Origin of the sequence: Paenibacillus sp. KACC 21273, assembly GCF_028736095.1 — a bacterium.
GTDB lineage: Bacteria > Bacillota > Bacilli > Paenibacillales > Paenibacillaceae > Saccharibacillus > Saccharibacillus kyungheensis.
In genome coordinates, this window is record NZ_CP117876.1 from 5,317,742 (window position 1) to 5,342,500 (window position 24,759).

The following is a 24,759-nucleotide window of genomic DNA, read 5'->3' on the forward strand; positions in this document are numbered from 1 at the left end:
TAGGTAAAAACGGTAAAACGACAAATCGGATTCATCTCGATTTGCCTACAAACAACCGCCTTCTTATCTAACCTGTGTTACAGATCAGCATCAAAGGCGGTACTTATGAATTTGGGACAGTTGTCAATGTCTGTAATTGCTTATGAATTAAGGCTTATTATAGCATCAACCATTAAATTTAGCCATCGTCTGCTCAAAGGTATGTTTTAAGCTATATTCCATCGCATTACAAGCATTTTCGATCATTTCGTCTAGCAATTCTTTTTCTTTTTTGGCAAAAGGAGAAAGTACATAATCGACAATTGCATATCCAGGTGCTGGTCTTGAAATTCCCATACGAATACGATTAAATGTCTGTGTACCTGTATGTTGAATAATCGACTTAATCCCATTATGTCCGCCTGCACTACCTTGATAACGCAGACGAATCTTGCCTGTTTCGGTATCCATATCATCATAGACGACAATAAGATCTTCCAGCGGTACTTTATAATAATCCATATATCCTCTGATCGCTTCGCCCGACAAATTCATATAGGTCATAGGTTTAATTAAAACGACTTTGACCCCATCAATATGTCCTTCACCGATCAGTGATTTACTTTTAGCTTGATTAATAGCAATCCCGTGACGATCTGCTAAGCGATCCAATGCCATAAAACCAACATTATGACGGGTTTTGGCATACTCAGATCCGGGATTGCCCAAACCTACAATCCATTTCATTGGTACATATCCTCTTTTCTTTGAAAATATACAATCATCCAAAATGTAAAGGTTGCTATATTATCGTGCAGTCACTAACATTTTTTGCTAAAATCAAATTATTGAATACGTATCATACTTTTGATACTTATCTGCAAATGATCAACTTCACGACTAACCAGTATAGAGAGGGGGATTCAGCATGTACACCTTTGGGCAGCAATTGCTGAAAAACCGTCATTTTTATGATCATTTTAAGCAGGAAGTGCCTGTGCAGATTTATCGTCGTGATATTCCTGTCGATATCGGAATGATTACGGCGTATGATCACCAGTTTATCGAGGTGAATCGTGTATTGTATCATCGGCAACGTCATGTGTTTCTTTCAAGACCCGGGTATTAATAGATACGCCGATAAGGGTTACTCGCCTCATATGGGGCAAGTAACCCTTTTATTACATCAACGCTTATTCAATTTCAAATAGTTTACTGATCGATAGCTCTTCATGAACACGAATAATCGCTTCGCCCATAAGAGGTGCTACCGACAATACTTTTAATTTACTTGTAGGATTAGGATGCGTGATTGGAATTGTATCTGTTACAATCACTTCTTTAAGCGGCGAATTTTCCAGACGATCCATAGCTGGACCAGACAATACTGGATGTGTACAACAAGCATACACTTCTTTTACTCCACCTTCGATCAAAGCATTTGCACCCAAAACGATTGTACCCGCTGTATCAATAATATCATCAACCAAAATGGCTGTTTTACCTTCGATATTACCGATAATGTTCATCACTTCACTCACATTCGGTTCAGGGCGACGCTTATCAATAATTGCAAGCGGAGCACTTAGTAGATCAGCAAGCTTACGCGCGCGCACTACACCACCGTGGTCAGGAGAAACGACAACAGGATTTTCAATTTTTTTGGAACGGAAATATTGAGCCAAAATAGGCACTCCAAGTAGATGATCTACAGGAATATCGAAGAATCCTTGAATCTGCATAGCATGTAAATCCATAGCGATAACGCGATGAGCGCCTGCTTTTTCAATCAGATTCGCTACCAATTTAGCTGTAATTGGATCACGTGAACGTGCTTTACGGTCTTGACGTGCATAGCCATAATATGGAATAACCACATTAATACTTTTAGCAGAAGCACGTTTTAATGCATCTACCATAACTAGCAGTTCCATCAGATTATCATTGACAGGTGCACAAGTAGATTGGATTACATAGACATGGCAACCACGAACACTTTCAGACAACTTCACCTGAATCTCTCCGTCACTAAATCCAGTCGTACGAGATTCACCCATAGGAATACCAATATAGTCAGCAATCTGTCCCGCCAACTTAGGGTTAGAATTACAAGTGAAAATTTTTAATTTAGAATCACAATAAGTCATAATGGTTAAAACCCTCCGTGGTGGTTCATTGGAATGCTTATCAACTCGGCGTTCATTTCTCTTTAGATCCGTCAAATCATACAACAAGCATTATATATTTCATATTATATAATAATTCTTTAGCGAATAGTGGCATTTTGTTGGTAAGAATAGATAATAATTTTAGTTCTAGCGCATTATTTTCTGCTATAACTGTTAATTATTTCTTTTTTTCATGAATTGCTTTCGCTTTTGCACGAATTTTCTCAGCATATCCTGATTTGTTTTCTTGACGTTGACGAGCGATAGCCATATCGTTTGCTTCTACATCTTGTGTAATCGTAGAACCAGCTACCACATACGCACCATCACCTACACGTACAGGAGCAATCAAGTTAGAATTACTACCAATAAATACATTATCACCAATTTCAGTGATTGATTTGTTAAGTCCATCATAGTTAGCTGTAATGGCTCCACAACCAATATTAACGCCTGAACCTACAACAGCATCCCCTACATAGCTTAGATGAGGAATTTTGGAACCTTGGCCTACTGTTACATTTTTGAGTTCTACAAAGTCGCCGACTTTCACTTGATCGCTTAACTTTGTACCCGGGCGCAAGTATGCGAATGGACCGATATTACCTTCAGCCCCTACTTCTGCTCCAGAAAGAATCGATTGACGTACAGTTGAACCATTTCCAATAGTTGAATCTTCTATCTCTGTATTCGGGCCAATTATACAATCTTCACCGATAACAGTATGACCATTTAGAATCGTTCCTGGATAAAGTACAGTATCGGAACCGATCACAACATCTGCTCCAATATAAGTAGCGGACGGATCGATAATCGTTACACCGTTTAGCATATGTTTTTTGGCAAGACGTGCACGCATAAAACCTTCTGCTTCAGACAATGCTAGACGATCATTAACACCGATCGATTCTGCTAGATCAAATGTTTCGTAGGCAGCTACCATTTCGCCTTGTTCACGCAAAATTTTGATGCAATCAGTCAAATAATATTCCTGTTGTGCATTATCGTTAGTAATCTGAGAAAGCGCCTGGAACAATTTACTGTTATCAAAACAATACGTACCTGTATTGATTTCTTGAACAGCTAATTCTTCAGGTGTACCTTCTTTTTGCTCAACAATCTTCTGTACACTACCATCTGCTCCACGAATAATACGACCGTATCCTGTCGGATCTATCATCGAAGCTGTTAAAATAGTTACTGCTGCTCCCTGACTTTCATGGTTAGCAATAATGTTTTCTAACGTTTCAGGAGTAACAAGCGGTGTATCTCCGCAAATAATGATTGTCGTTCCTTGTTCGGTACCAAGCAATGATTCAGCTTGTTGAATCGCATGACCTGTTCCTAATTGCTCACTTTGTAGTGCATATTCAGCACGATCTCCCAAATAAGCTTGTACTGCTTCAGCGCCATGCCCTACAATAACGACACTTCGTTCACACTGTACTTGTTGTACAGCATCTAGTACATGACCGACCATCGGCTTACCGCATACCGGATGGAGTACTTTGTACAATTTGGATTTCATGCGTTTGCCTTTACCTGCTGCAAGTATAATTGCCATTCTTTTCGAATCCAACACTACAGACCTCCTTGTAAAACTCATATATTTACATCATTTTTTATTAGATATGTTGTTAAAACTCCTTAATGAATATATCTTATTCCAGACAAAAAGAAAAGGGAGCCACAATGTAGCTCCCTGTGGCTCCCTTTTCTTTCAAACCCCAATAAGTAAACGTTAAGCACCTTCTTCGATCACTTCTTCTTCTTCCACTCCTGCACGTTCGTACTCAGCCAATACAGCTAACTGAATCTTCTCGCGAGTTCCAGAAGAAATAGGATGCGCTATGTCGCGAAACTCACCATCCGGTGTCCGTTTGCTTGGCATTGCAACAAACATTCCATTGTTACCATCAATTACACGAATGTCATGAACGACAAATTCGCTATCAATTGTGATGGATGCGATTGCTTTCATTCGGCCTTCGGAATTCACTCGGCGGAGTCTTACATCCGTTATTTCCATATGTGTTCACCACCTTTGTCTATAAAGACTTAGATTGTGTAATTCCACACATAGAAGCCAAATTCCTTCTTTTTTCTCCAAAATAATTGTGTATTTTTTTATTTTATTTATTTTTAGGCTCGATTTCTACCGATTTCACATGATTTTAATGATATTCGTTCTCATTACTAAAATGAAAATCATTGGCAAAAAAGCTTAATTAGAATCATTTTCAAAGTAGTTGCCAGGTTGTACCGTAATTTTTTTGTTTTTAGGATCGATATCAGTTACTTTCGCAAGTGACACATAATCTGCCCACAAACGATCATCCGTGTCGACAGAACCTGATTCCAATAGTACCCCTACACCCGCAACCGTTGCATTGAACTCTCCCAAAAGATCAACCATTCCTTGAATCGTACCGCCAGCTTTCATAAAATCATCAATAATCAATACGCGAGATTTTTCTTTTAGCGCGCGACGCGACAACGTCATCGTGTGCAAGCTCTTATGAGAACCGGATACATAGTTAATACTTACTGCTGATCCTTCTGTCATCTGATGATCACGTCTTACTAATACCACTGGCAAATTCAATTGCGTACCTGTAGCATGAGCTAGCGGAATCCCTTTTGTTTCTACCGTCATAATCACATCGATCGGCGTATCTGCAAATGCAGAAGCAAAAATCTTACCCACTTCATTCAAAATAGCAGGTTGCCCTAGCAAATCAGACATATAAATATAATTACCTGGAAGCAGACGATCAGGTTGTCCCAATTGACCGCATAATTCTTCCATAAAAGAAAATGCTTTTTCTTTGGCAAGCTTCGGAATATACTTCACTCCACCTGCTGCTCCTGCAAGTGTCAACAACTCTCCTGTGCCATCTTCTTCAAAAACTTCTTTGATAATGGTCAGATCCTCACTAATCGATGATTTGGCCGCTCCGTATCGATCAGCGAAAGTGGTTAATGGAATTAGCGTATGTGGTCGCGAAGTTAAATATTGAGTTAACTCCACTAACCGCGCGCTTCTCTTTAATTTTTTCACCGTAACGCCTCGCTATCTACAAAATATTGACATTTTATACCCTAAACCCGAATAATTAAAGTGAATATAACATTTTTGTACGTGTTTGTAAAAGAAAATCGCAATCTTTTTCTCTTATGGCTTATCATCGAGCACCATATCGAGTAAAAAAGACTGCGATTTGAAATCAGTTAAGTTAGTATTCGTACAGCATATACTTCTTTACAAAATCCTCTTAACCCGTTGTAGACACGAGCTACTTTAGATTCTTTTGAAATCAATCCAAATACCGTAGGGCCGCTGCCTGACATTAATACGCCATCAGCTCCAAGCTGGATCATCGCCTGCTTCAACTGCTGTACTTGCGGATAGTGAGTCAGTGTCACATCTTCAAGCACATTGCCAAGCTGATCACAGATCTCATCAAATGATTTATTTTCTAACGCTTTCTGCATTTCGATAGCAGAAGGGTGTTTGGCTACTTTATCAGCGCGGAAACGTCCGTATACATCAGCAGTCGATACATTGATCGGTGGCTTCGCGAGAACGACCCAGCAATCCGGTGGACTGGTAAGTGGGGTTAAAAGCTCTCCACGTCCTGTTGCTAACGCTGTACCGCCTGTAATACAGAATGGCACATCAGAACCGATAGAAGCACCTAGCTCCATCATGTCGTCGTGAGGAATCTGGAGGTTCCAGAGACGATTCAATCCTCTAAGCGCTGCGGCAGCATCACTACTACCTCCAGCTAGACCTGCAGCAACTGGAATCTGCTTATCGATATGAATATGTACGCCCTGTTTGATATTATATTTTGCTTTGATTTTTTGAGCAGCTTGAAAAGCAAGATTTTTCTCATCCAAAGGAATATATCCGGCTTGACTGGAAATTTGGATCGTATCTCGAGACAATTCAGTGAGTGTCAGCCGATCTGCTAAATCGACCATCGTCATAATCATCTCGACCTCATGATAACCATCCGGTCGTTTATGTAACACATCCAGCATCAGGTTAATCTTCGCTGGTGCTTTTTCATATATCTTCATGCTGTTCCTCCACCCTCAACATTCCATCCGAACGATTTGATACGCTGCGTACGGGTTTCTGTGCTTATCATTGCGAATAATCCATATTATAAAAAAAATGAAGTATAAAGTCTATTAATATGGGTATCGGGTTCCGTTCATATCTATAAAATGTAGTCACAAAACAAAACAGTCTCTACCCCGAAAGGAGATAAAGACTGTCTTATGATAAAACAGTTATTCAATTCCCAACATATTCGATTCGTGTCTGACAATCGTCATCACAGACGGTGACTTCCACAGAATCTGTTAATATATCGGCATAGCTGTAAGACACACGTTCAAATGTCTGATGCTCTTCAGCGAGCTTGACAATAAAAACAGAAGGGTAGGTCTCTTCCAAAACTCCGGTTCGTTCGATGGTCTTCTTACGACCACCATTAGCACGTAACGTAATTTTGTGCCCTACATGAGCATCAAGACTACGTTTGATTTCCAAAAGCGCATTGTTAGCCATTGACTACAACCACCTCTTTCCCTCCTTATTATATCAAAGAAAAGATGGTTTGTCAAATGAACATTAAATTATAGCAGTATTAAATTTATCTTGTCAACGAATTTTTTTAGCGGATACCTGCTTTCAAAAATACACTGCTCAAAGTCGCATATTCTTGCAAACTAAGTGTTTCTCCGCGTCTAGAAGGTTCAATTCCTGCTTCTGCCAAAAGCTGTTCTAATTGCGTACGGTCTCCACCTTCAAAGTAGCGACTACGCAAGTTATTGGCAATCGTTTTACGACGTTGTACAAAACAAGATTGCATCAATTCAAAAAAGTAAGCTTCATCTTCGACTTCTACTGCCGGACGATCACGCAATTTTAAGCGAATCACAGCAGACTCTACATTAGGCTGTGGGATAAATACTGTTTTAGGCACAATACAGATCAATTCAGGCACGCAATAATATTGCACAGCAATACTTAGACTTCCGTAGTCTTTGCCTCCAGGAGGCGCTGCCATGCGCTGAGCGACTTCTTTTTGGATCATCACTACAATATTATCCAACGGAAGGCGTTCTTCCAACAGCTTCATAACGATCGGTGTCGTGACATAGTACGGTAAGTTAGCAACTACACTGACTTTTTCGACTTCACTAAAATCTTCGCGAAACAATTGATGCAAGTCGACTTTAAGCACATCATCATGACGTACTTTAGCATGTGGATAAGGTTCTAGCACTTCTTTCAAAATTGGAATTAAGCGACGGTCAATCTCAACCGCTGTCACTGCACCCGCTTCTTGTGCTAATCGTTCGGTCAATGCGCCTATCCCCGGTCCAATCTCTAAAGCTCCATTTTCAGGTGTTAACTCGGCAGCTTCTACAATTTTGTTCAAAATATTCGAATCGATCAAAAAGTTCTGACCCAGACTTTTTTTAAATGAAAATCCATACTTATTTATAATTTCTTTAGTGCGTTTGGGTGTCGCTATATCTAGTCTTTCATCCATATTATTGTTCTTCCTCCGCTTCCATTTGTGAAAGTGCTGCTGCAAATTCTTCACGGCTTATTCCAAAAATGCGCAAACGCTTATGGAACTGTTTTCCGTTGCCATACCCTATCCCTAACAAGTTGCCCATTTTCATTCTTCGCTCTGCTGCATCTGGCTGCATTACCAGTCCTGTCATGATCAAGTCTTCCCAATCGATCAAAATCTCTGCTTCTGGCATTTCCGAGTGTACACGTGCAAGTGCTTCACGAATCGCTTCAGGCGAAGCATTCTCAACACCGATATCACCTTTGAGCGTAGCTTCGCTTTCAGGAATAAAAGCATGTTTACAACCAGGTACTTTCTGCGCGACGATCTTACGTATCCGTTCACCAGCAAAATCAGGATCTGTTAATATGATCACACCGCGGCGTTCTTGAGCTAACTTCACCCGACGAATAACATGAGCTCCAATCGCTGAACCACCGGTTTCGATCGTATCCGCGTCTACAGCTCGTTTAATCGCTACTGTATCGTCTCTACCTTCCACCACAATCACTTCTTTAATCACGTTGATTGTACGCTTCCCTTCACTCTGTAAATAATGACCTCTATCTATTCACTATAAATTGATCTTAACAGAACAAAAAGAAGAGGAATATTCCTCTTCTTTTTGTTTTCCTTATTCACGCTCATGGTTAATATTATTTATATCATATAACAGATGACTGGGCTTAAGCAATGGCGTTATCCCAATCAACACCCTGACTAGGGTTTAACCGGACCAATTACATATACAGTGTAACCGGATTTACGTCCAAATGCTCTCGCTTGGCTCAAGCTGTCTATATATACGTCGATTTTATTACCGTTAATAGCACTACCGGTATCTTCAGCACGGCGGAAGCCAATGCCTTCAATGTATACCCACCATCCCATAGGAATGACACTCGTATCGACTGCAATCGTACGACCTTCTGTTACACGTGCTCCAGAAGCAGTCACTGTACCTAGACCAGGTTCTTGAGACGAATAAGCAGTAAGAGATACATTGTTCAGTACTTTCGCATAAGAAAAATCTACACCTGCTTTGGAAGTACTATTACTGGAACCTCCACTAGATGATGCAGCTGCAAGAAGCTTAGGCTCTTCTTTTTTGGTACCTATTGCTACAATCTTATCTTGCACTTTTGCGGTTGTTTTTTTATCAACCATACGTTTGGAGACGAATTCTCCATCTTCGTATACTTTCTCGATGTATTGAACCACTTTACCTGTTTGACCACTTTGTACTAACTTTGTTTTACCTTCAACCATAGAAGCATCGGTTTTTTTAACAGTTTGATAAGGAATCTTTACAACTTTTTTCGCTACAAACGATTTGGTGCGAACAATCTTGATATCCATATTGTCATGAACTGAAGATTCCATTGCTGGTGTAAGTTGATCTTGACCTGACAATGTTAATCCAGCTTGCTCCAATGTGTTACCAACTGTCTTAGAGGTGGTATAGATTTTCTTCGTGCCACCATCTGCCGTAATGTTTACTGCAACCGCATGGTTAATATAAACTTTATCGCCATCTTGAAGTGCGCCATTCATCGGCATTGACACTTTATCTTGTGGTGCCACTTTAATTTGATTTTCATCAAGCAGTTGAGAAAGCATCAATTTACGTGTTTCCACGGTTTGTGCTTTGCCGTCAATGACAACAGAAATATTTTTACCCGCTTGATTATAAAGTAGGGACAATAGCATCGCTGCAAGAGCGATAACCAATAATGCAGCCCACAATACATAGCGTAGATTTTGTTGCTTCCAACTCAGCGCATAAGACATGCTGGATGAGCGCGAACCATGGGTTTTTTCGAAAGGAGCAATTGCCACTTCTTCCGTCCTCCTTCATAGTCTCGCCGTCTAGCTGTGACGTAATTGTATATGACGCGACTATATAACAGAATTTTCACAGGCTGATCGTAAGCATAAGATTATCGAATCTGTGTGATAATCTTTCGTGATGTTCAAAAATGCCTGCGCCATGGTCAGTCTAAGGGACATACCTAATATCTGAAAGATCAAGCTTCAAATATCGTATCTCTATACCTTTTCCTTTTGCCCAAAACAAAAGAAGCCTCTGGAAAAGAGCAAGAGCAACTTTTCCTTGGCTCCCGACGTATTTGAATACAGTTCGGAAAACGTTAGAAAATACGAGGTTGCCTCTGCATCGCTTACGGGGTTAGCTGTCGGATTCGGACACATTGTATTGCTTGCCCTTTGAAGGCTCCTCCGCTCATGGCGCGAGTACCTCCAATTCACCCCATAGACCCTGTAAAAGGAATCATACATAATGACTTCGGTATTCTGATAATAATGGCTTGAAGACATATGTTGGTTCCCCCGTTTTCCTATGCAGGAAACTCAGCGAGACCGAATCATGGAATCTTGCGTGATAACAGCAAGATTAAATCACTGATGAAATAATATCCCGAACCCAACCCTCATGTAAAGCGACGAGCAAGCACGTTTTTCTGAATAAATGGTTAAAAAGTTGTCATATTCTTCGATTTTTTGATGATAATTTATTCATATATCCGTTTAACGATGTTTTTTGCGTGATTTACTCTGTTTTTCATCGAATGCCAAATCGTTCCAGTGCATTTTTAGTTGTAATTGTACTAATTTCTTCCAGTGATACCCCTTTTAGCGCCGCTGCCGCTTCTGCTACAAGTGTCACATAACCGGACTCATTTCGTTTTCCACGATAAGGATGTGGTGTCAAAAATGGGGAATCTGTTTCAAGTAAAAGACGGTCCATCGGAACCTTTTGTAACACCTCTTTAGGTTGCTTCGCATTTTTGAATGTAATCGGTCCTCCAAACGATAAATGGAAGCCCATATCAAGACACATTTTGGCTGTTTCCCAGCTACCTGAAAAAGAGTGCATCACTCCTCCGACTTCATGTGCATTTTCTTCACGTAAAATCTTTACAATATCTTCGTGTGCATCACGATTATGAATCACAATCGGCATATGAATGGAGCGTGCCAGACCAATTTGTTCACGTAATACTTTGTGTTGCACTTCTTTTGGAGAAGTATCCCAGTGATAATCAAGACCAATCTCACCGATAGCAACTACTTTCTCATGTTTGCATAACGATTCGATCCATTCGAGATCACCAGGTTGCATATGAATCGCATCTACAGGATGCCAACCTATCGCTGCATATATAAATTCGTAACTTTCTACCAATTCCATTGTGGTTGGAATCGTTTCGCGGTTGAAGCCAACATTGATCATACGTGTTACACCCTGTGCATAAGCACGTTCAATGACTTCTTTACGATCATCGGCAAATTCAATCGAATCCAAGTGAGTATGTGTATCAAATAACATATATTTTCCTCGCTCCTTCTCTGTTTTACACACTTTTTTCTTTTATTTTAGATTTCAAATTCCATTTGAGGTGGATTGATTTTATTTTCAAATATTGCTGCTACTTCTTCTGATAACTGATGAATGACTTTTTCCAATTTATCCTGCGGATAGTAGAGATGATATCGACCACGATGAATACCGCTGATTGAACGTACAATATCCGATACTTCTGAAATTTCTTGAATACGATTTTGACGATCTAATAGTAGAATTTGTTTTTCCTTTTTCGGATCGCCCGGACGAAATACATCATAAGGAAGATCAGTTGGAAAATCGATTTCCAGATCATATTGAGGATGCAATCCCACTCTAGCAAATTCATTTCGAATACTATCGATCGTTTCCAAATCAATTAAATCGGTCTCTACATATTTATACAGTCTACGTTGCATAAAGCGATGACACACATCTGCAAGAATTTCATCATCTTCTCGTGTCCACTGCATAAAAGCTGTCTGTACTAATGCTTCATCTAGCAATAAATAATCATGTACTTGAATATTTCCTTCAAATAAAGCAGGTAACGGGTACGGTAAAAATTTAAATGCAAATCCTTGATCGAACAATTCTTTAGCCCGGCGGAAAATCTGTCGCAAAACAATATCCGAACTTCGAGTTACAGGATGAAAGTACACTTGCCAGTACATTTGATAACGTGCCATCAAATAATCTTCAATCGCATGCATCCCAGATTCTTTAACCACTACTCTACCATTATGAGGACGAAGCATCCGCAAAATACGATCCACATCAATCGTTCCATAATTCACGCCTGTAAAATAAGCATCACGTAACAAATAGTCCATACGATCAGCATCCAGCGGACTAGACACCAAATTGACAACAATCGGTTTTTCATAATCTTTGCGAATAACAGAAGCGACTCGTTCAGCTAGACCTGTTTCTGCTTCTTCCAATACACGGTTTACTTCTGTATCGCCAAGCAGAATACGACAGGTCCATTCTTCATGATCCATATCAAATGCTTCTTCTATAGAATGTGAAAAAGGCCCATGACCTAGATCATGCAATAAAGCTGCACACAAAGCCACTAGACTTTCTTCTCGCGGCCAATCTTCATAACCACCACGTTCAAATTGAGAAATAATACGACGTGTAATTTCATACACACCTAATGAATGAGAAAATCGACTATGCTCTGCTCCATGAAAAGTTAAATAAGAAGTTCCCAATTGTCTGATACGACGTAATCTTTGAAATTCAGGTGTATTAATCAATGTCCAGATTAAACGATCTTGCACGTGGATATAATTATGTACAGGATCTTTAAATACTTTTTCTTCTCCTAAAGGTTGTACAGGCTTCAAAACAAACTCCTCCTTCTATCTCTAAAACACAACTATTTAAAATTAAAAATAAATTCTTCGATGATAATGTCGAATGATGTCGGTATATACAAGTTACGAATTTCCAAATCGACAAAATAATTTTAAGCCCATAATACCTTATAATACCGCTATATAAAAATATTTTTTCAAAAAAAACAGAAAAAAACTCTATTTTTCTCAATTTATAGGTTGACTGATTTGGGAAACGTTGGTATTATGAATATCATAAAACATAGAAATTTGTCGAATGATAGCACATCAAACAAACCAATAACAACTAATATATTTAAATTTGAGAGGATTGATCAGTAATGATGAAATCAACTGGTATTGTAAGAAAAGTAGACGAATTGGGCCGCGTAGTAATTCCTATCGAACTTCGCCGTACACTAGGTATCGGAGAAAAAGACGCTTTGGAAATCTACGTTGATGGCGAACGCATCATGCTTAAAAAATACGAGCCTGCTTGTATTTTCTGCGGTAATGCTGAAAATGTAACTTATTTTAAAGGAAAAATCGTTTGTAATGAATGTATTTCCGAAATTCCTGTCCCTGTGACAAAATAAATAAAATAGGTTATACTAGAATTATCAACTTATTAATTCTAACCTTTTTAATATCTCCTTGGGCCTTTACTCAGCATTTTGTCTGGGTAAAGGTATTTTTTTGCTTTCTTTTGGTTTTCAAAAAAAGGCTTGGCGTTTATTATACTTCCTTTTGCATAGTACTTCCAATTTACACATCAAAAAGGAATCTTAAACAATTTAAGATTCCTACATTATGTTACCTATTTGAATATTCATTTTTGTGAAAAAATAATAGATATAACGAGTTTCTTCTATTATAAATATAGACTCTAAAATCAGTTATTGAGAAAGCATTTTTAGACGGTTTACTCTTGTTCATCTAAAAGAACTTGATACACATCACGTTTAGAGATTTCGCGGTCTTTTGCTGTTTTTTTCATAGCATCTTTACGTGAAATGTTTTCTTTATTTTCGTAGTGCATCACATGTTCTTCGATACTCATCTGTTGCCACCATTCACTTGCTTCTGCTTTGGCTTCAGTTAACGATTGCCCTTCAATAACAACGCAATATTCGCCGATAGGTGGATGAGTTTCTAACCATTCTAATGCTTCTTCAACACTGCCTCGTGTCCACTCTTCATGACGCTTCGTTAGCTCGCGTGCTAATACGATATTACGATTTCCAAGATGATGTGCAATCGCCAGTAACGTTTTGATAATGCGATGGGGAGATTCATATAATAGTAATGTACCTGCTCCATGCTTAACACTACCTAGTACTTCTTCTTGACCTTTGCTGTCTCTTGGCAAAAATCCTACAAATGTAAACCGATCTGTCGATAATCCAGAAGCAATCAAAGCAGATAAAGCCGCATTTGCCCCAGGAATAGGCACAACCGCAATTTGCTGTTCTAATGCCAGCTTCACCAATTCTTGCCCGGGATCCGAAATAGCAGGCAATCCTGCATCGCTTACAAGTGCAAGACTACTTCCTTCTATAATAAGGCGGATTAATTCAGGGCCGCTCGCTTTTTTATTGTGCTCATGATAACTAAGTAATTTGCCTGGTGTAATATCAAAATGAGTCAATAATTTACGTGTCTGCCTTGTATCTTCAGCAGCAACGATATCGCATTCTTGCAGTGTGCGTACAGCACGATAAGTCATATCTTCCAAGTTACCAATCGGAGTAGCAACAAGATATAACGTACCTGCTCCTTCGTGCAGAACAGCAGACTCCCCTTTGGCAAAGCTTTTTTGAATCTGTATGCTCATAGTGACTCCTTTAACCCGTAATAGACTGCTTTGAGATCTGTAGTGTATTGCTCCTGTTCATCATATACGATAAGTGGCGGTAACATACGCATTTCAGGCTTTCCTCCACGTAATCCTTCAATCAATACCATATTGGCTTCCATATGTTGACGAGGATGTACAAATCGAATACGTTTTGGCTCTACTCCATATTGTCGCATCAAAATAATAATATCTGCTAAGCGATGAGGACGGTGAACCATTGACAGTTTACCACCGTTACGAAGCAGTTTGGAAGATGTACGAATCACATCTTCCAGCGTACATCCAATCTCATGTCTTGCCATAGCATGATGGATATTTAATTTCATATCACTTCCTGTTACAGGCGCATAAGGTGGATTTACTGTTACCGCATCATACGCTTCTCGTTCACCGACAAGTGGCATATCTTTAAGATCTTGTACTCGAATTTTGACTTGTTCTTCTAAGCCATTCATCGTCACACTACGCATTGCCATATCTGCCAGGCGTTCTTGTATTTCTACCCCTTCAATACTAGCATGGGTACGTGTCGACAACAAAATAGGAATGACTCCATTGCCTGTACATAGATCAATCACTTTACCACGCTTAGGAATACTTGCAAATCGTGCTAACAATACCGCATCCATCGAAAAGCTAAATACTTCTCGACTTTGAATAATTTTAAGATTGTACGTGAGCAGATCATCAATACGCTCATCTGCCAGAAGTGGTTGTTCGTTCATGGTATTTCCTTTCTGATCTTGCTTTCTTTAGAAATGATCCTGCGCTTTTACATCGATACTATATAAAAACCGCGGCATGTTGCTGTCCGCGGTTTGGATAATGATACTATTCAGATTTATTCAAAAAAGAAAGGCAGAACAAGCAATCGCCTTCTGTACGCAAATGTCCATAATACACATTACAGATATGGAAGCCTTCGTGATAAATACGTGCCAGATTATCATAACCTTCTCCAACTACTTCTAGATCAGGTAAGTCTGAATACAATTTAGAAGAGTACGTTCCTACCGATTTAGGTTCAATAACAGGAACTTCTTTTTTCAGAACACGACGCAATTGTTCATTTTCAGTACTTAGACGTTGATTTTCTTCTAACAGCTCTTTCACAGCTTGCTTCATTTTACCCATATCGCCATGCATATGATCCATCTTTGTTTCCAATTCGTGAATGTGTGTAAAAAGATTTTTCTTCTCCAAGTTCCCACCTCAAAAGCAGCCTTGATCGGGTTTACTTCACGACCACGTCATCCAATGGCAGTTCTTTGACTTTACTGATATCAAAGATCTGAACATGTACAGTACGCGAACCGGCATTGATACCGACCACTTTACCATCGCCTAGCGAAGTGACGACAAATTTACCGATAGCCGGAAGTTCTTCCTTCACGCTCTCATAATTATCATGCTCGAATTTAAGACAACACATTAGACGTCCACACAATCCAGAAATCTTGGTCGGATTCAAGGACAAGCTTTGATCTTTAGCCATTTTGATTGATACTGGCTCAAAATCACCTAACCAGGAAGAACAGCATAGAATACGTCCACAAGGACCTATACCGCCTAGCATTTTAGCTTCATCACGCACACCGATTTGACGCAATTCGATACGTGTACGGAAAATGCTTGCTAAATCTTTAACCAGTTCTCGAAAATCGACTCGACCTTCTGCTGTAAAATAGAAAATGATTTTATTGCGATCAAATGTAAATTCTACATCGACAAGTTTCATTTTCAGCTCATGCTCTCTGATTTTGTTTAAACAGGTCGTAAAAGCATTTTTAGCTGCGATCCGATTTTCTTCTACCACTTGAGCATCATGATCTTCTGCAATCCGAATCACTTTTTTCAAAGGAAGAACGACATCCGACTCATTTACCTCTTTTTTGCCAATCACTACTTTACCATATTCAATCCCACGTGCAGTTTCTACAATAACGTGTTGTTCACTTTCGACTGGAAAGTCTAACGGATCGAAATAATATATTTTACCCGCTTTTTTAAAGCGGACTCCTACTACACTATACAAAAGATAAGCCCCCTCATTTGCCAATACCGTTTTTCAACTCTACGGCAAAAATTCCGATCTGAAGAATTACTTCTTGTGTTCACCTGACATGACGTATTCAAAAAGTGTGCGTTGTTAAGCTTGTGCGCTCCGCATGATGTTATACACCGTCCGGTCTGTGATGAAGCTCCTTCAACCGCTAACGCCTATAAGAAATTGCTCCATGCATAACTGTGGATTCACATGAGAACGAAGCATTTTCTTACACTCTGCAGCAAGCGACATACAAGATATCCAATGCTGCATATCACGAGTGGTAGCCACTTTGGAGAGAGACTCTAACTGATCTATAAAAACGATACTCTCGTGCCTTCCAATCTGGATATGAATCATATCCTTAAACCATAAGTGGAAAAGATCAAATACAGGCTCAATATGATCTCCAAGTCCGCCTTTAAACAGCTTTTGCTGAGCAGTAATAAGGCTCATACTCCCTCTACCTGCGGATTCCTTCCCTAATTGTAACATTACGTTTCTGATTTCTGCAAACCAATTCTCTGCTAGCAATTCTCGGCATTCATCTAGATCAGACGCAATATGAACAACACATCGTACTAAAGGCATTGGAAATCCTTCATCTCCTAAGATTTGAGCCATTTTCTGAGGATCAGGTGGCGTAAATACTATAGGTTGTGTACGAGAACGAATCGTAGGTAATACTGACTGTGCATTTTCTGTTAAAAGGATAGCTACCGCTGGTGCTGGTGGTTCTTCTAGAAATTTTAACAGACTATTAGACGCTTGTATCGTCATTTTATCTGCATCTTTAATAATATATATTTTACGGTTTCCCGATTCTGAACGATACGAAAAAATCCGCTGAATATCGCGGATTTGCTCAATTTTAATCGAAGCACCATCCGGCTCGATCACATGAAAATCAGGATGATTTCCATTTTTCATTTTACGACATTGTATACATTCTCCACAGGCTTCATCACCTTTATGAATACATACCAAAGCTTGAGCAAAGCTGTTAGCCATTTTCATTTGTCCGCTACCTGCTGGGCCGCTAAACAAATACGCATGAGAAATCTTTTGACTACGCAGACCGTTCTGTAACATCTGCTTGGCAATATCTTGCCCGATAATTTCTTGAAAAGACATGGTGCCTCCTTACTGAACCACACACTTCAACACATCTATTTTACTTTCTTAATATAGAAAATTAATCAGCATACCGCGAATTTCGCCCATCCGCTGCAATAATTCTATTCTTCCTTCTTCACTTTGAAGCAATTCTTCAGCCATACTTAGCAACATGGAATCGACTTCATCTAACAATTTATACTTTTTGCCCCGACCCCGACGATCAAAGCTTTGTGTTTCTTTTACTTTAACACCGCGACGAACCGTATCTTCCAAAAAGCGTTTTACTAACATTTGATACGATTTGAGTTCGCGTAGTGTCATTGATTTCGCAAGCCGGTCACCCTGCATTTGAATTTCTTTAAATTGACGTTGGATATCATCATGTGTTGCTTGAGCACCATGATTATGAAGAACATCTGAAAAGTTCCGTTGTTGTACAACTTTATTAGGAGTATCCGATACGATAGGATTACTTTTTAATGGAGGATAACCGGGGTTGATTTTCATTATTCTCTTCCTTTCTTTGCTGGCATTAGACTTCTAGCTGTAAAGTCCAGACTTCCTTTATACATGCTTGGTTTTGTATATATCAATTAGCAGTTGCTAAACAGAGTCGTTATTAATTAGTATCGTTCAAATGTTACGATTTGCGAATAGTAAAATGAAAAAACTTCAATTTTTACGTATTAGCTTGTCGAACGATAACCGATTGGTAGCAGATAATAAAGACGGACCGGTTCTCAATAACGTAACCGATCCTCTGTTTATTTCTTAATTATACTCTTTATTATTCTATTATGTTTGAAGATGTAACGATTTTTGCGTATTTTTTGAAATAAAATCAAAAACTTTTTTAGAAATGCTCAAAGCGTTCAACAGGCATAACGAATACAGTAGCGCCACCCACCTGTACTTCTACTGGCAATGGAAGATACGAATCGGTTGTACCGCTCATCGGAGTTACCGGTGTAACCAGTTGCTCACGAATTTTACAACTATTACGAATGACTTCCATAACAGCTTCGATCTGGCTATCATCAACACCAATCATAAATGTTGTATTTCCAGCACGTAGAAATCCACCCGTACTCGCTAGTTTGGTAGCCCGAAAATTAGCTTTTACCAATTCGCCTGATAGACGGTTACTATCTTTATCTTGCACGATCGCAATAATCAGTTTCATTATAATAGCCCTCCTTTTACAGATCTGTAAGGCACCTAGCCCTGTTTAGTTTATTCGACATCTATACGAATAATACCTCTATTTACTCTTTATTCATATTGTAACCGACTGCCCCAAATCAGAAGCATATTCCTTATTGTTATACACGGTAAGCTTAAATCAACTGATCCAATACCTGCTTAATATCGCCAAAAACACTGTGTTCATCCTGTTCACCATTGATCATTACAAACTGCTCTGCATGTTGCTCGGACAGTTCCATATATCCTTTATGTACCCGATGATGAAATTCCAGCGTCTCCAGATCAAGCCGGTTGACTTCACGTTCACCTGATTTGGACATAATGCGTTCTAATCCTACTTCTGGCTTCACATCGATGTAGATATTCATATCCGCCCAATACTGCTGACCATCTACATTAATAGCCAATTGATTAATATCCATTACAGCTTTACCTAGTTCACGTCCATATCCTTGATAAGCCAAAGAAGACATCACATACCGATCACAGATAACGATTCGTCCATCATTTAGAGCAGGAATCACTTTCTGAATTAAATGTTCTCTTCTAGCACTAGCGTATAGCAGACACTCGGTTAGACCACTCATATCATTATCTACATTCAAAATCACTTCACGAATCTGTTCAGAAACAGAGATTCCTCCCGGTTCACGAGTTGATAAAAAATCTATCCCTTGTTCGTTCAAGTAACGTTTAATATGCTCAAGCTGACTTGTTTTGCCACTACCATCCATACCTTCTAACACAATAAATAAACCTTTTGACTTCATTCTTATTCCTGCTTTCTGTAGACTACTTCGCGGTAGACCTCTATTGATAGACACGCAATGTATTTAATGTAGCATCAGCAGTGCCTTGTATTTTATGACCATGTGTTCGTAACGTTAATAGTCTAGTATATACAGATGAATGGATTGTTTCTCCTGCATACAAAATCGGAATGCCTGGAGGGTAAGGAATCACCATTTCTGCACATATTCGTCCTTCTGCCTGTTCTAGAGCAATAACTTCTATTTTGTCTTCATCAATCGGTGTCATTGTAAATAAGATAGGCTCAGATATAGTCGATAAATTGGAATCTATATACACTTTCTGTTCTCTCTGCTCTGCATCATTATCATTTGCGACCTCAGAACAGTCTGTAAGCTCTAATAAGGTAGAAATAGTATCTTGCTCTATATCATTTGTATCACCTATCACAATAGATTGCAGGGGTTCTTGAGCAATCTTTGCCAGAGCTTCTAACAGACAATAACTATCGTCTAACGTCGAACCCATACTAAATACCAATACAACATATCGATCATCACTCATCTCAGGCACACATCCATAATACTCTAACCGTTCTTGCAAGACTTCGCCAGATAAATAACCGTCCCGATCGTAGATCACCACTTTAAAAGGATCTTGTGTATAATATTCTTCGGAGCACAATAAATAACCAAATCTTTGATGACGAGCTAATTCATCAATAAAAGTATCTCTAGCTTGTAACCCTGTAGCAAAGACTTGTTCTCCATAACAATCTAATATATAACGACTCAGGTCTAAAGAAGCCATCAACGGATACGAGGGGCTTGAACTCTGAATCATAGTTAACCGCTGCTTTAATAAAGAACGAGTAAGCAAATCACCCTGCACATGTAACATAGCACTCATCGTCATCGACGATAACATTTTGTGAGTGGATTGCACCACACCATCTGCACCGGCAGTGAGTGCACTATTAGGAAAACGCTGATGATGACCATAATGTGCTCCATGCGCTTCATCTACCAATAGTGGTATCTCATACCGATAACAAGTAGCAGCAATATCACTCAAGTCTTTCCCCATGCCATAATAATTAGGCGACGAAAGAAAAACAGCTCTAGCTGTAGGATATTGTGTAAGAGCTGCTTCTATATTTTCAATACTAGGAATTACAGCCAAACCACTTGTTTGATCTATCTCTGGCGTTAAAAAGACTGCTTTCGCTCCTGCCATCATCAATCCGTTTAGAACAGATTTATGGACATTACGCTGTACAATAATGATATCACCAGGATGACTACATACTGTTAAAATAAGAGCTAAGTTACCAACTGTACTTCCACCTATAAGAAAATGACTTTCTTCAGCTCCAAAACATTGTGCTGCTAACTGTTGGGCTTCTTGAATAACTCCTTCAGGATGATGAAGGTCATCTGTACCACTAATTTCAGTAACATCCCATTGCAATACAGAATGGAATAAATCTGCCCCGGTCATTTGGTTGAGTACATCAGTATAGATCATACCATTTTTGTGTCCTGGCACATGGAAGCTTTTCTGAGTAGAAGAAGCATAACGAGATAAAGCATCGTATAGAGGAGCTTTGCATTGTTTCGTTGTAGAAGGTATCCATTTATTATTCATATTGTCATTCCTATAATATTTATTGTGTATTGTTCCCTATTCTTATTATAATCAAAATAACAGATATCGTCTCAACTTCGCTTCGATCTACAAAAAGACTTATAATTTAAGCTCGTGTATTTCAAAAGGTACATATTTGACCGATATAATGATAACAACCAGTCACTTCAATAAATAACGCTTATTACTAATGCTATCAAAAATAAACATTTCTATATTGTAATCTTAGTAGCAAATCATCACTAAAAGGAGGGGCGCATTGAATGGTAACAGAAGCTCAACAAAATGCAACATTTTATCAATACCAACTTATTAAAAAATGGCCAGTCACTAGAATGTGGAACTGGATTTATTTATTAGTACCTATTGTCACGTTAATGATTGAGCTTTATTACTTCTCATGGTCTAGTATTGGATTTTGGCTACTTTCTTTTCCTTTAGTGTTATGGATTCAATATGTGATTTCTCGCTCTGTATTGATCATGACCGTTAATCACTTACGTAAACGTTGGAAATTTCAAATCCAATTTCCATGGATCGGTTATTTACCAGATCAATTTATGGGCTATTCTACATTCCGCAGAGTGTTATTACATACAACGTGGATCGGATTTTGCTTTGCCGCTATTTTGTGTATGTGGCTTCCACTCGACTTCTCAATCTCTTTAGTCATGTGGCATATTTGGTTCTGCTTACCTCGTTTGATTATCTTACTTCGTTTATTCCGTAAACGTAAAGATGGCATTATTAAATTGACAAAAGAAGAAGTATCTTATTATATTCAATAGCTTCAGCACTATACTCATTCTTTATTTATAGTACGTAGTCATGCTCAAAATAATCAATCGTGCTCAACAGTTCTCAACAATTATATTAGTTAAAGCTATAAGTAAAATGTTCCAGCCAAATATTCAATAAGCTAATACAGTATTAAGATTCGATTGCTGTAGCGATAGTGCATGAATAATAAAATCAAACTATTCTCTATTATAGTAGTTAGCATTATAGTCATTAGCTACCCACCATTATAGTAATTAGTAAGCATTGCTCTCTTTTTAACAACTAAGCTGTCTGCTATCTATATGGGGAAACCTAACTGGATTCATCTCCAGTTACTCACACTATTCCCAGCATTCATAGCTTAAAGGTCAGTAACAATGCTTAAAGATCAATAACAATTACACAGAATAAACATCAAAAAACGGTATCTTTTAACAAAGAGATACCGTTTTTTTGATGTTACTTTTTTATTTGTATTTTATAGCTTAGATAAAGCATACTCACTCTATTCATTTCGCCATATTACGGGTTAATAGTAGCTTCAGCAATAGGTGCTCTTGAACTTTTATCAGGTACAATGACAGTTAAGTAATTTTTCTGCAATACCAATTGTAACGTGCGATCCCCTTGAATAAATACAAAATTGGTATTACTTTCACCTATACTTTCCTGTTGTTGCTTCCAGCCCCAGTTTTTAATTTCTTGCATATATGCTTCTGGTAAAGTAGAAGATTCGATACCTGGTAACTCATAACGTACATAATTCATTTTACTATTATTAATAATGGTATCCATCTCTTTCACTTCTTCTGGAATAGGAAAGCTAGACTCTACAAAAGCACCTTGATAATGAGTCCAAGAAATATTAGATTGAGAACAACCTGCTAATATCCCTAAAAAAACGCCTACCCATAATACATTCCATATTCGATGTTTGCTTTTCCCCCACATCACATCGTCCCCCTAACTAAAACAATCATCCAGTATTATTGAAGTTATTTTTTACTCCATTAGACATTAATGAATATCTTCATTGGCAAGATGTATAATTATACATTATACATCTTTATGCAGTACGCAATTACGTCTTAATTATTTTTTAGATATTTTTAAATAATATATTAAAATAACTTTTTTCCGCTATCATGACCTTAGACCTATTTATTACTTGTCTCTATTATAACTGTTGTTTCAACAACTTCTGTAACAAAACAGTTACACTTCCACGAAATGAAGATACAAAATCTTATATATTCTCTCTATTGTTGAGTAAATATTTGAGCGAAAGATGTATCTAAACATGTTTCTTAAGCCTACAATCAGGGCTAGTTTAAGATATGTAACACTCTATCGAAGCATTATTAAAGCTCTTATGAAGCTATAGCATAGCCTTTTAGAATCATTCATCCTGTGTTCTAACTCTTGCAATCGATTTATATTGACTGATCTAATCAAACTGAAAGCTTCTTAGTACGTACTTATATAGCCGTACCAATCAACCGTTTCAAATACTGTACAAAATATGTATTAAAACTCAGTGTATTCTCCCCCAACAACAGGAAGCGAATAAAAGTAAAGAGCATGAGAAAATGCAGAGCAAAAGATATCTAATGAAAGATACTCCACAAACCTAAAGCAAAAGACCAGACTACTTTACAATCTATGTACTATCAGGAGATCAAAAACGGCACTAGGGGAAGAGAAGGACAGCATTAGGCAGAGCCGATTAGTAGAGAGAAAAGAGCATCAAAAGTACATAGAAATGAAGGAAAGTGAGAATGAGTAGGAGAAACGTTACGTTAGAGAGACAAAGGTATAAAGGGATAGACTACTAGAACACTACTCGAAGAAAGTTAGAAAGGTTCGCACAACAAGTCTATTATAAAATAATCCCCAGACATTGCATATTCCTCGCCTACAACAGCAGCAGTAAACCATCTATCCCTACACCTGTCCCTCCACCCTGTTCACCAGACTTATTACCACACCATGATTTCCATCCTTTTATATACAAAAAAAGAGCGAATCCTTCAATCAGGAATCACTCTTTTCGGTCTTGCGCGTTGCTTGGCAACGTCCTACTCTCCCAGGACCCTGCGGTCCAAGTACCATCGGCGCTGGAGGGCTTAACGGTCGTGTTCGGGATGGGTACGTGTGGAACCCCTCCGCCATCATTACCAAACAGGCAGGTGTGTTGCTCCCTGAAAACTGAATCCGAAAACGAAAACCATCGCGTGTTAGCTTATTTGGATAAGCCCTCGACCGATTAGTATTGGTCAGCTCCATGCCTTACGGCACTTCCACCCCCAACCTATTGACCTCGTCGTCTACAAGGGGTCTTACATACTGGGAAATCTCATCTTGAGGGGGGCTTCACGCTTAGATGCTTTCAGCGCTTATCCCTTCCGCACGTAGCTACCCAGCGATGCTCCTGGCGGAACAACTGGTACACCAGCGGTGCGTCCATCCCGGTCCTCTCGTACTAAGGACAGCTCCTCTCAAATTTCCTACGCCCACGACAGATAGGGACCGAACTGTCTCACGACGTTCTGAACCCAGCTCGCGTACCGCTTTAATGGGCGAACAGCCCAACCCTTGGGACCTACTTCAGCCCCAGGATGCGATGAGCCGACATCGAGGTGCCAAACCTCCCCGTCGATGTGGACTCTTGGGGGAGATAAGCCTGTTATCCCCAGGGTAGCTTTTATCCGTTGAGCGATGGCCCTTCCATGCGGTACCACCGGATCACTAAGCCCGACTTTCGTCCCTGCTCGACGTGTCTGTCTCGCAGTCAAGCTCCCTTATGCCTTTACACTCTTCGAATGATTTCCAACCATTCTGAGGGAACCTTAGGGCGCCTCCGTTACACTTTAGGAGGCGACCGCCCCAGTCAAA

General features: G+C 39.1%; 25 protein-coding genes, 2 rRNA genes and 1 riboswitch (1 of these 28 running past the window's edge). Of the genes, 3 read left to right on the forward strand and 24 right to left on the reverse strand.

From position 1 onward, the window contains the following. Positions 1–165: 165 nt before the first annotated feature. Complete coding sequence (gene pth / locus PQ460_RS23320; protein WP_273614317.1) at positions 166–726, reverse strand: aminoacyl-tRNA hydrolase; 561 nt, start codon at positions 724–726, stop codon at positions 166–168. A 181-nt stretch (positions 727–907) separates the two neighbouring features. On the opposite strand from pth, the gene PQ460_RS23325 reads away from it, so the two are divergent. Further along, positions 908–1,108, forward strand: coding sequence for a hypothetical protein (locus tag PQ460_RS23325; protein ID WP_069326071.1), 201 nt, complete (start codon positions 908–910; stop codon positions 1,106–1,108). A gap of 64 nt (positions 1,109–1,172) precedes the next feature. Here PQ460_RS23325 and PQ460_RS23330 read toward each other — a convergent pair whose 3' ends face one another. From PQ460_RS23330 to PQ460_RS23380, 11 genes are all read right to left on the reverse strand, one after another. Further along, positions 1,173–2,126 (reverse strand): ribose-phosphate diphosphokinase, encoded by a 954-nt coding sequence (locus tag PQ460_RS23330; protein WP_069326070.1) that lies wholly within the window; start codon positions 2,124–2,126, stop codon positions 1,173–1,175. A 199-nt stretch (positions 2,127–2,325) separates the two neighbouring features. Next, complete coding sequence (glmU, locus tag PQ460_RS23335) at positions 2,326–3,711, reverse strand: bifunctional UDP-N-acetylglucosamine diphosphorylase/glucosamine-1-phosphate N-acetyltransferase GlmU (RefSeq protein WP_274173001.1); 1,386 nt, start codon at positions 3,709–3,711, stop codon at positions 2,326–2,328. A gap of 177 nt (positions 3,712–3,888) precedes the next feature. Beyond that, positions 3,889–4,176 (reverse strand): septation regulator SpoVG, encoded by a 288-nt coding sequence (gene spoVG, locus PQ460_RS23340; RefSeq protein WP_204827298.1) that lies wholly within the window; start codon positions 4,174–4,176, stop codon positions 3,889–3,891. Between the two features lie 195 nt (positions 4,177–4,371). Then, positions 4,372–5,208, reverse strand: coding sequence for a pur operon repressor (gene purR / locus PQ460_RS23345; protein ID WP_204827297.1), 837 nt, complete (start codon positions 5,206–5,208; stop codon positions 4,372–4,374). A 170-nt stretch (positions 5,209–5,378) separates the two neighbouring features. Further along, positions 5,379–6,233 (reverse strand): 4-(cytidine 5'-diphospho)-2-C-methyl-D-erythritol kinase, encoded by an 855-nt coding sequence (gene ispE / locus PQ460_RS23350; RefSeq protein ID WP_273614316.1) that lies wholly within the window; start codon positions 6,231–6,233, stop codon positions 5,379–5,381. Between the two features lie 220 nt (positions 6,234–6,453). Next, positions 6,454–6,729 (reverse strand): biofilm formation stimulator Veg, encoded by a 276-nt coding sequence (gene veg, locus PQ460_RS23355; RefSeq protein ID WP_069326066.1) that lies wholly within the window; start codon positions 6,727–6,729, stop codon positions 6,454–6,456. Positions 6,730–6,835: 106 nt separating this feature from the next. Further along, a complete protein-coding gene (gene rsmA / locus PQ460_RS23360; protein WP_204827295.1) occupies positions 6,836–7,720 on the reverse strand; it encodes a 16S rRNA (adenine(1518)-N(6)/adenine(1519)-N(6))-dimethyltransferase RsmA in 885 nt (294 codons plus the stop codon). A 1-nt stretch (position 7,721) separates the two neighbouring features. Then, complete coding sequence (gene rnmV / locus PQ460_RS23365) at positions 7,722–8,270, reverse strand: ribonuclease M5 (RefSeq protein WP_273614315.1); 549 nt, start codon at positions 8,268–8,270, stop codon at positions 7,722–7,724. 197 nt (positions 8,271–8,467) lie between these two features. After that, on the reverse strand, positions 8,468–9,586 hold the full coding sequence (locus tag PQ460_RS23370; RefSeq protein WP_373462010.1) for a resuscitation-promoting factor: 1,119 nt from the start codon (positions 9,584–9,586) through the stop codon (positions 8,468–8,470). A gap of 323 nt (positions 9,587–9,909) precedes the next feature. Continuing rightward, a riboswitch (cyclic di-AMP (ydaO/yuaA leader) is annotated at positions 9,910–10,133 on the reverse strand. A 195-nt stretch (positions 10,134–10,328) separates the two neighbouring features. After that, the gene (locus PQ460_RS23375) at positions 10,329–11,096 is read right to left on the reverse strand and encodes a TatD family hydrolase (protein WP_273614314.1); all 768 of its coding nucleotides are present in this window, start codon (positions 11,094–11,096) and stop codon (positions 10,329–10,331) included. A gap of 47 nt (positions 11,097–11,143) precedes the next feature. Next, positions 11,144–12,466, reverse strand: a complete 1,323-nt coding sequence (locus PQ460_RS23380) for an HD domain-containing protein (protein ID WP_273614313.1) — start codon at positions 12,464–12,466, stop codon at positions 11,144–11,146. Positions 12,467–12,798: 332 nt separating this feature from the next. Between PQ460_RS23380 and PQ460_RS23385 the strand changes: the two genes are divergently transcribed. Further along, entirely contained in the window at positions 12,799–13,053 is a 255-nt protein-coding gene (locus PQ460_RS23385) for an AbrB/MazE/SpoVT family DNA-binding domain-containing protein (protein ID WP_017815545.1), read from the forward strand. A gap of 326 nt (positions 13,054–13,379) precedes the next feature. Here PQ460_RS23385 and rsmI read toward each other — a convergent pair whose 3' ends face one another. The 9 genes from rsmI to PQ460_RS23430 form a co-directional block, all read right to left on the reverse strand. Further along, positions 13,380–14,291 (reverse strand): 16S rRNA (cytidine(1402)-2'-O)-methyltransferase, encoded by a 912-nt coding sequence (rsmI, locus tag PQ460_RS23390; protein WP_273614312.1) that lies wholly within the window; start codon positions 14,289–14,291, stop codon positions 13,380–13,382. Continuing rightward, a complete protein-coding gene (locus PQ460_RS23395; protein ID WP_274171326.1) occupies positions 14,288–15,040 on the reverse strand; it encodes a tRNA1(Val) (adenine(37)-N6)-methyltransferase in 753 nt (250 codons plus the stop codon). The genes rsmI and PQ460_RS23395 overlap by 4 nt, the downstream gene beginning before the upstream one ends. A gap of 106 nt (positions 15,041–15,146) precedes the next feature. Continuing rightward, a complete protein-coding gene (gene yabA, locus PQ460_RS23400) occupies positions 15,147–15,518 on the reverse strand; it encodes a DNA replication initiation control protein YabA (protein ID WP_204827289.1) in 372 nt (123 codons plus the stop codon). Between the two features lie 31 nt (positions 15,519–15,549). Next, a complete protein-coding gene (locus PQ460_RS23405) occupies positions 15,550–16,350 on the reverse strand; it encodes a PSP1 domain-containing protein (RefSeq protein ID WP_069326058.1) in 801 nt (266 codons plus the stop codon). 171 nt (positions 16,351–16,521) lie between these two features. Next, positions 16,522–17,496 carry a DNA polymerase III subunit delta' gene (gene holB, locus PQ460_RS23410; RefSeq protein WP_273614310.1) on the reverse strand — a complete coding sequence of 325 codons (975 nt, stop codon included), beginning with the start codon at positions 17,494–17,496 and terminating at the stop codon, positions 16,522–16,524. Between the two features lie 48 nt (positions 17,497–17,544). Then, positions 17,545–17,988 carry a YaaR family protein gene (locus PQ460_RS23415; protein ID WP_273614309.1) on the reverse strand — a complete coding sequence of 148 codons (444 nt, stop codon included), beginning with the start codon at positions 17,986–17,988 and terminating at the stop codon, positions 17,545–17,547. Between the two features lie 346 nt (positions 17,989–18,334). Next, complete coding sequence (locus PQ460_RS23420) at positions 18,335–18,664, reverse strand: cyclic-di-AMP receptor (protein ID WP_069326055.1); 330 nt, start codon at positions 18,662–18,664, stop codon at positions 18,335–18,337. Between the two features lie 154 nt (positions 18,665–18,818). Continuing rightward, positions 18,819–19,457: a dTMP kinase gene (gene tmk, locus PQ460_RS23425; protein ID WP_274171327.1), complete on the reverse strand. Its 639-nt coding sequence runs from the start codon at positions 19,455–19,457 to the stop codon at positions 18,819–18,821. Positions 19,458–19,497: 40 nt separating this feature from the next. Then, entirely contained in the window at positions 19,498–21,084 is a 1,587-nt protein-coding gene (locus PQ460_RS23430) for an aminotransferase class I/II-fold pyridoxal phosphate-dependent enzyme (protein ID WP_274171328.1), read from the reverse strand. 263 nt (positions 21,085–21,347) lie between these two features. Here PQ460_RS23430 and PQ460_RS23435 point away from each other — a divergent pair, with 263 nt between their 5' ends. Beyond that, positions 21,348–21,872 (forward strand): hypothetical protein, encoded by a 525-nt coding sequence (locus tag PQ460_RS23435; protein WP_273614306.1) that lies wholly within the window; start codon positions 21,348–21,350, stop codon positions 21,870–21,872. Between the two features lie 514 nt (positions 21,873–22,386). Here PQ460_RS23435 and PQ460_RS23440 read toward each other — a convergent pair. From PQ460_RS23440 to PQ460_RS23450, 3 genes are all read right to left on the reverse strand, one after another. Then, complete coding sequence (locus tag PQ460_RS23440) at positions 22,387–22,815, reverse strand: hypothetical protein (RefSeq protein ID WP_273614305.1); 429 nt, start codon at positions 22,813–22,815, stop codon at positions 22,387–22,389. Positions 22,816–23,929: 1,114 nt separating this feature from the next. Beyond that, a 5S ribosomal RNA gene (rrf, locus tag PQ460_RS23445) occupies positions 23,930–24,046 on the reverse strand. Positions 24,047–24,110: 64 nt separating this feature from the next. Next, positions 24,111–24,759 (reverse strand): 23S ribosomal RNA (locus PQ460_RS23450) (it continues 2,275 nt past the right edge of the window).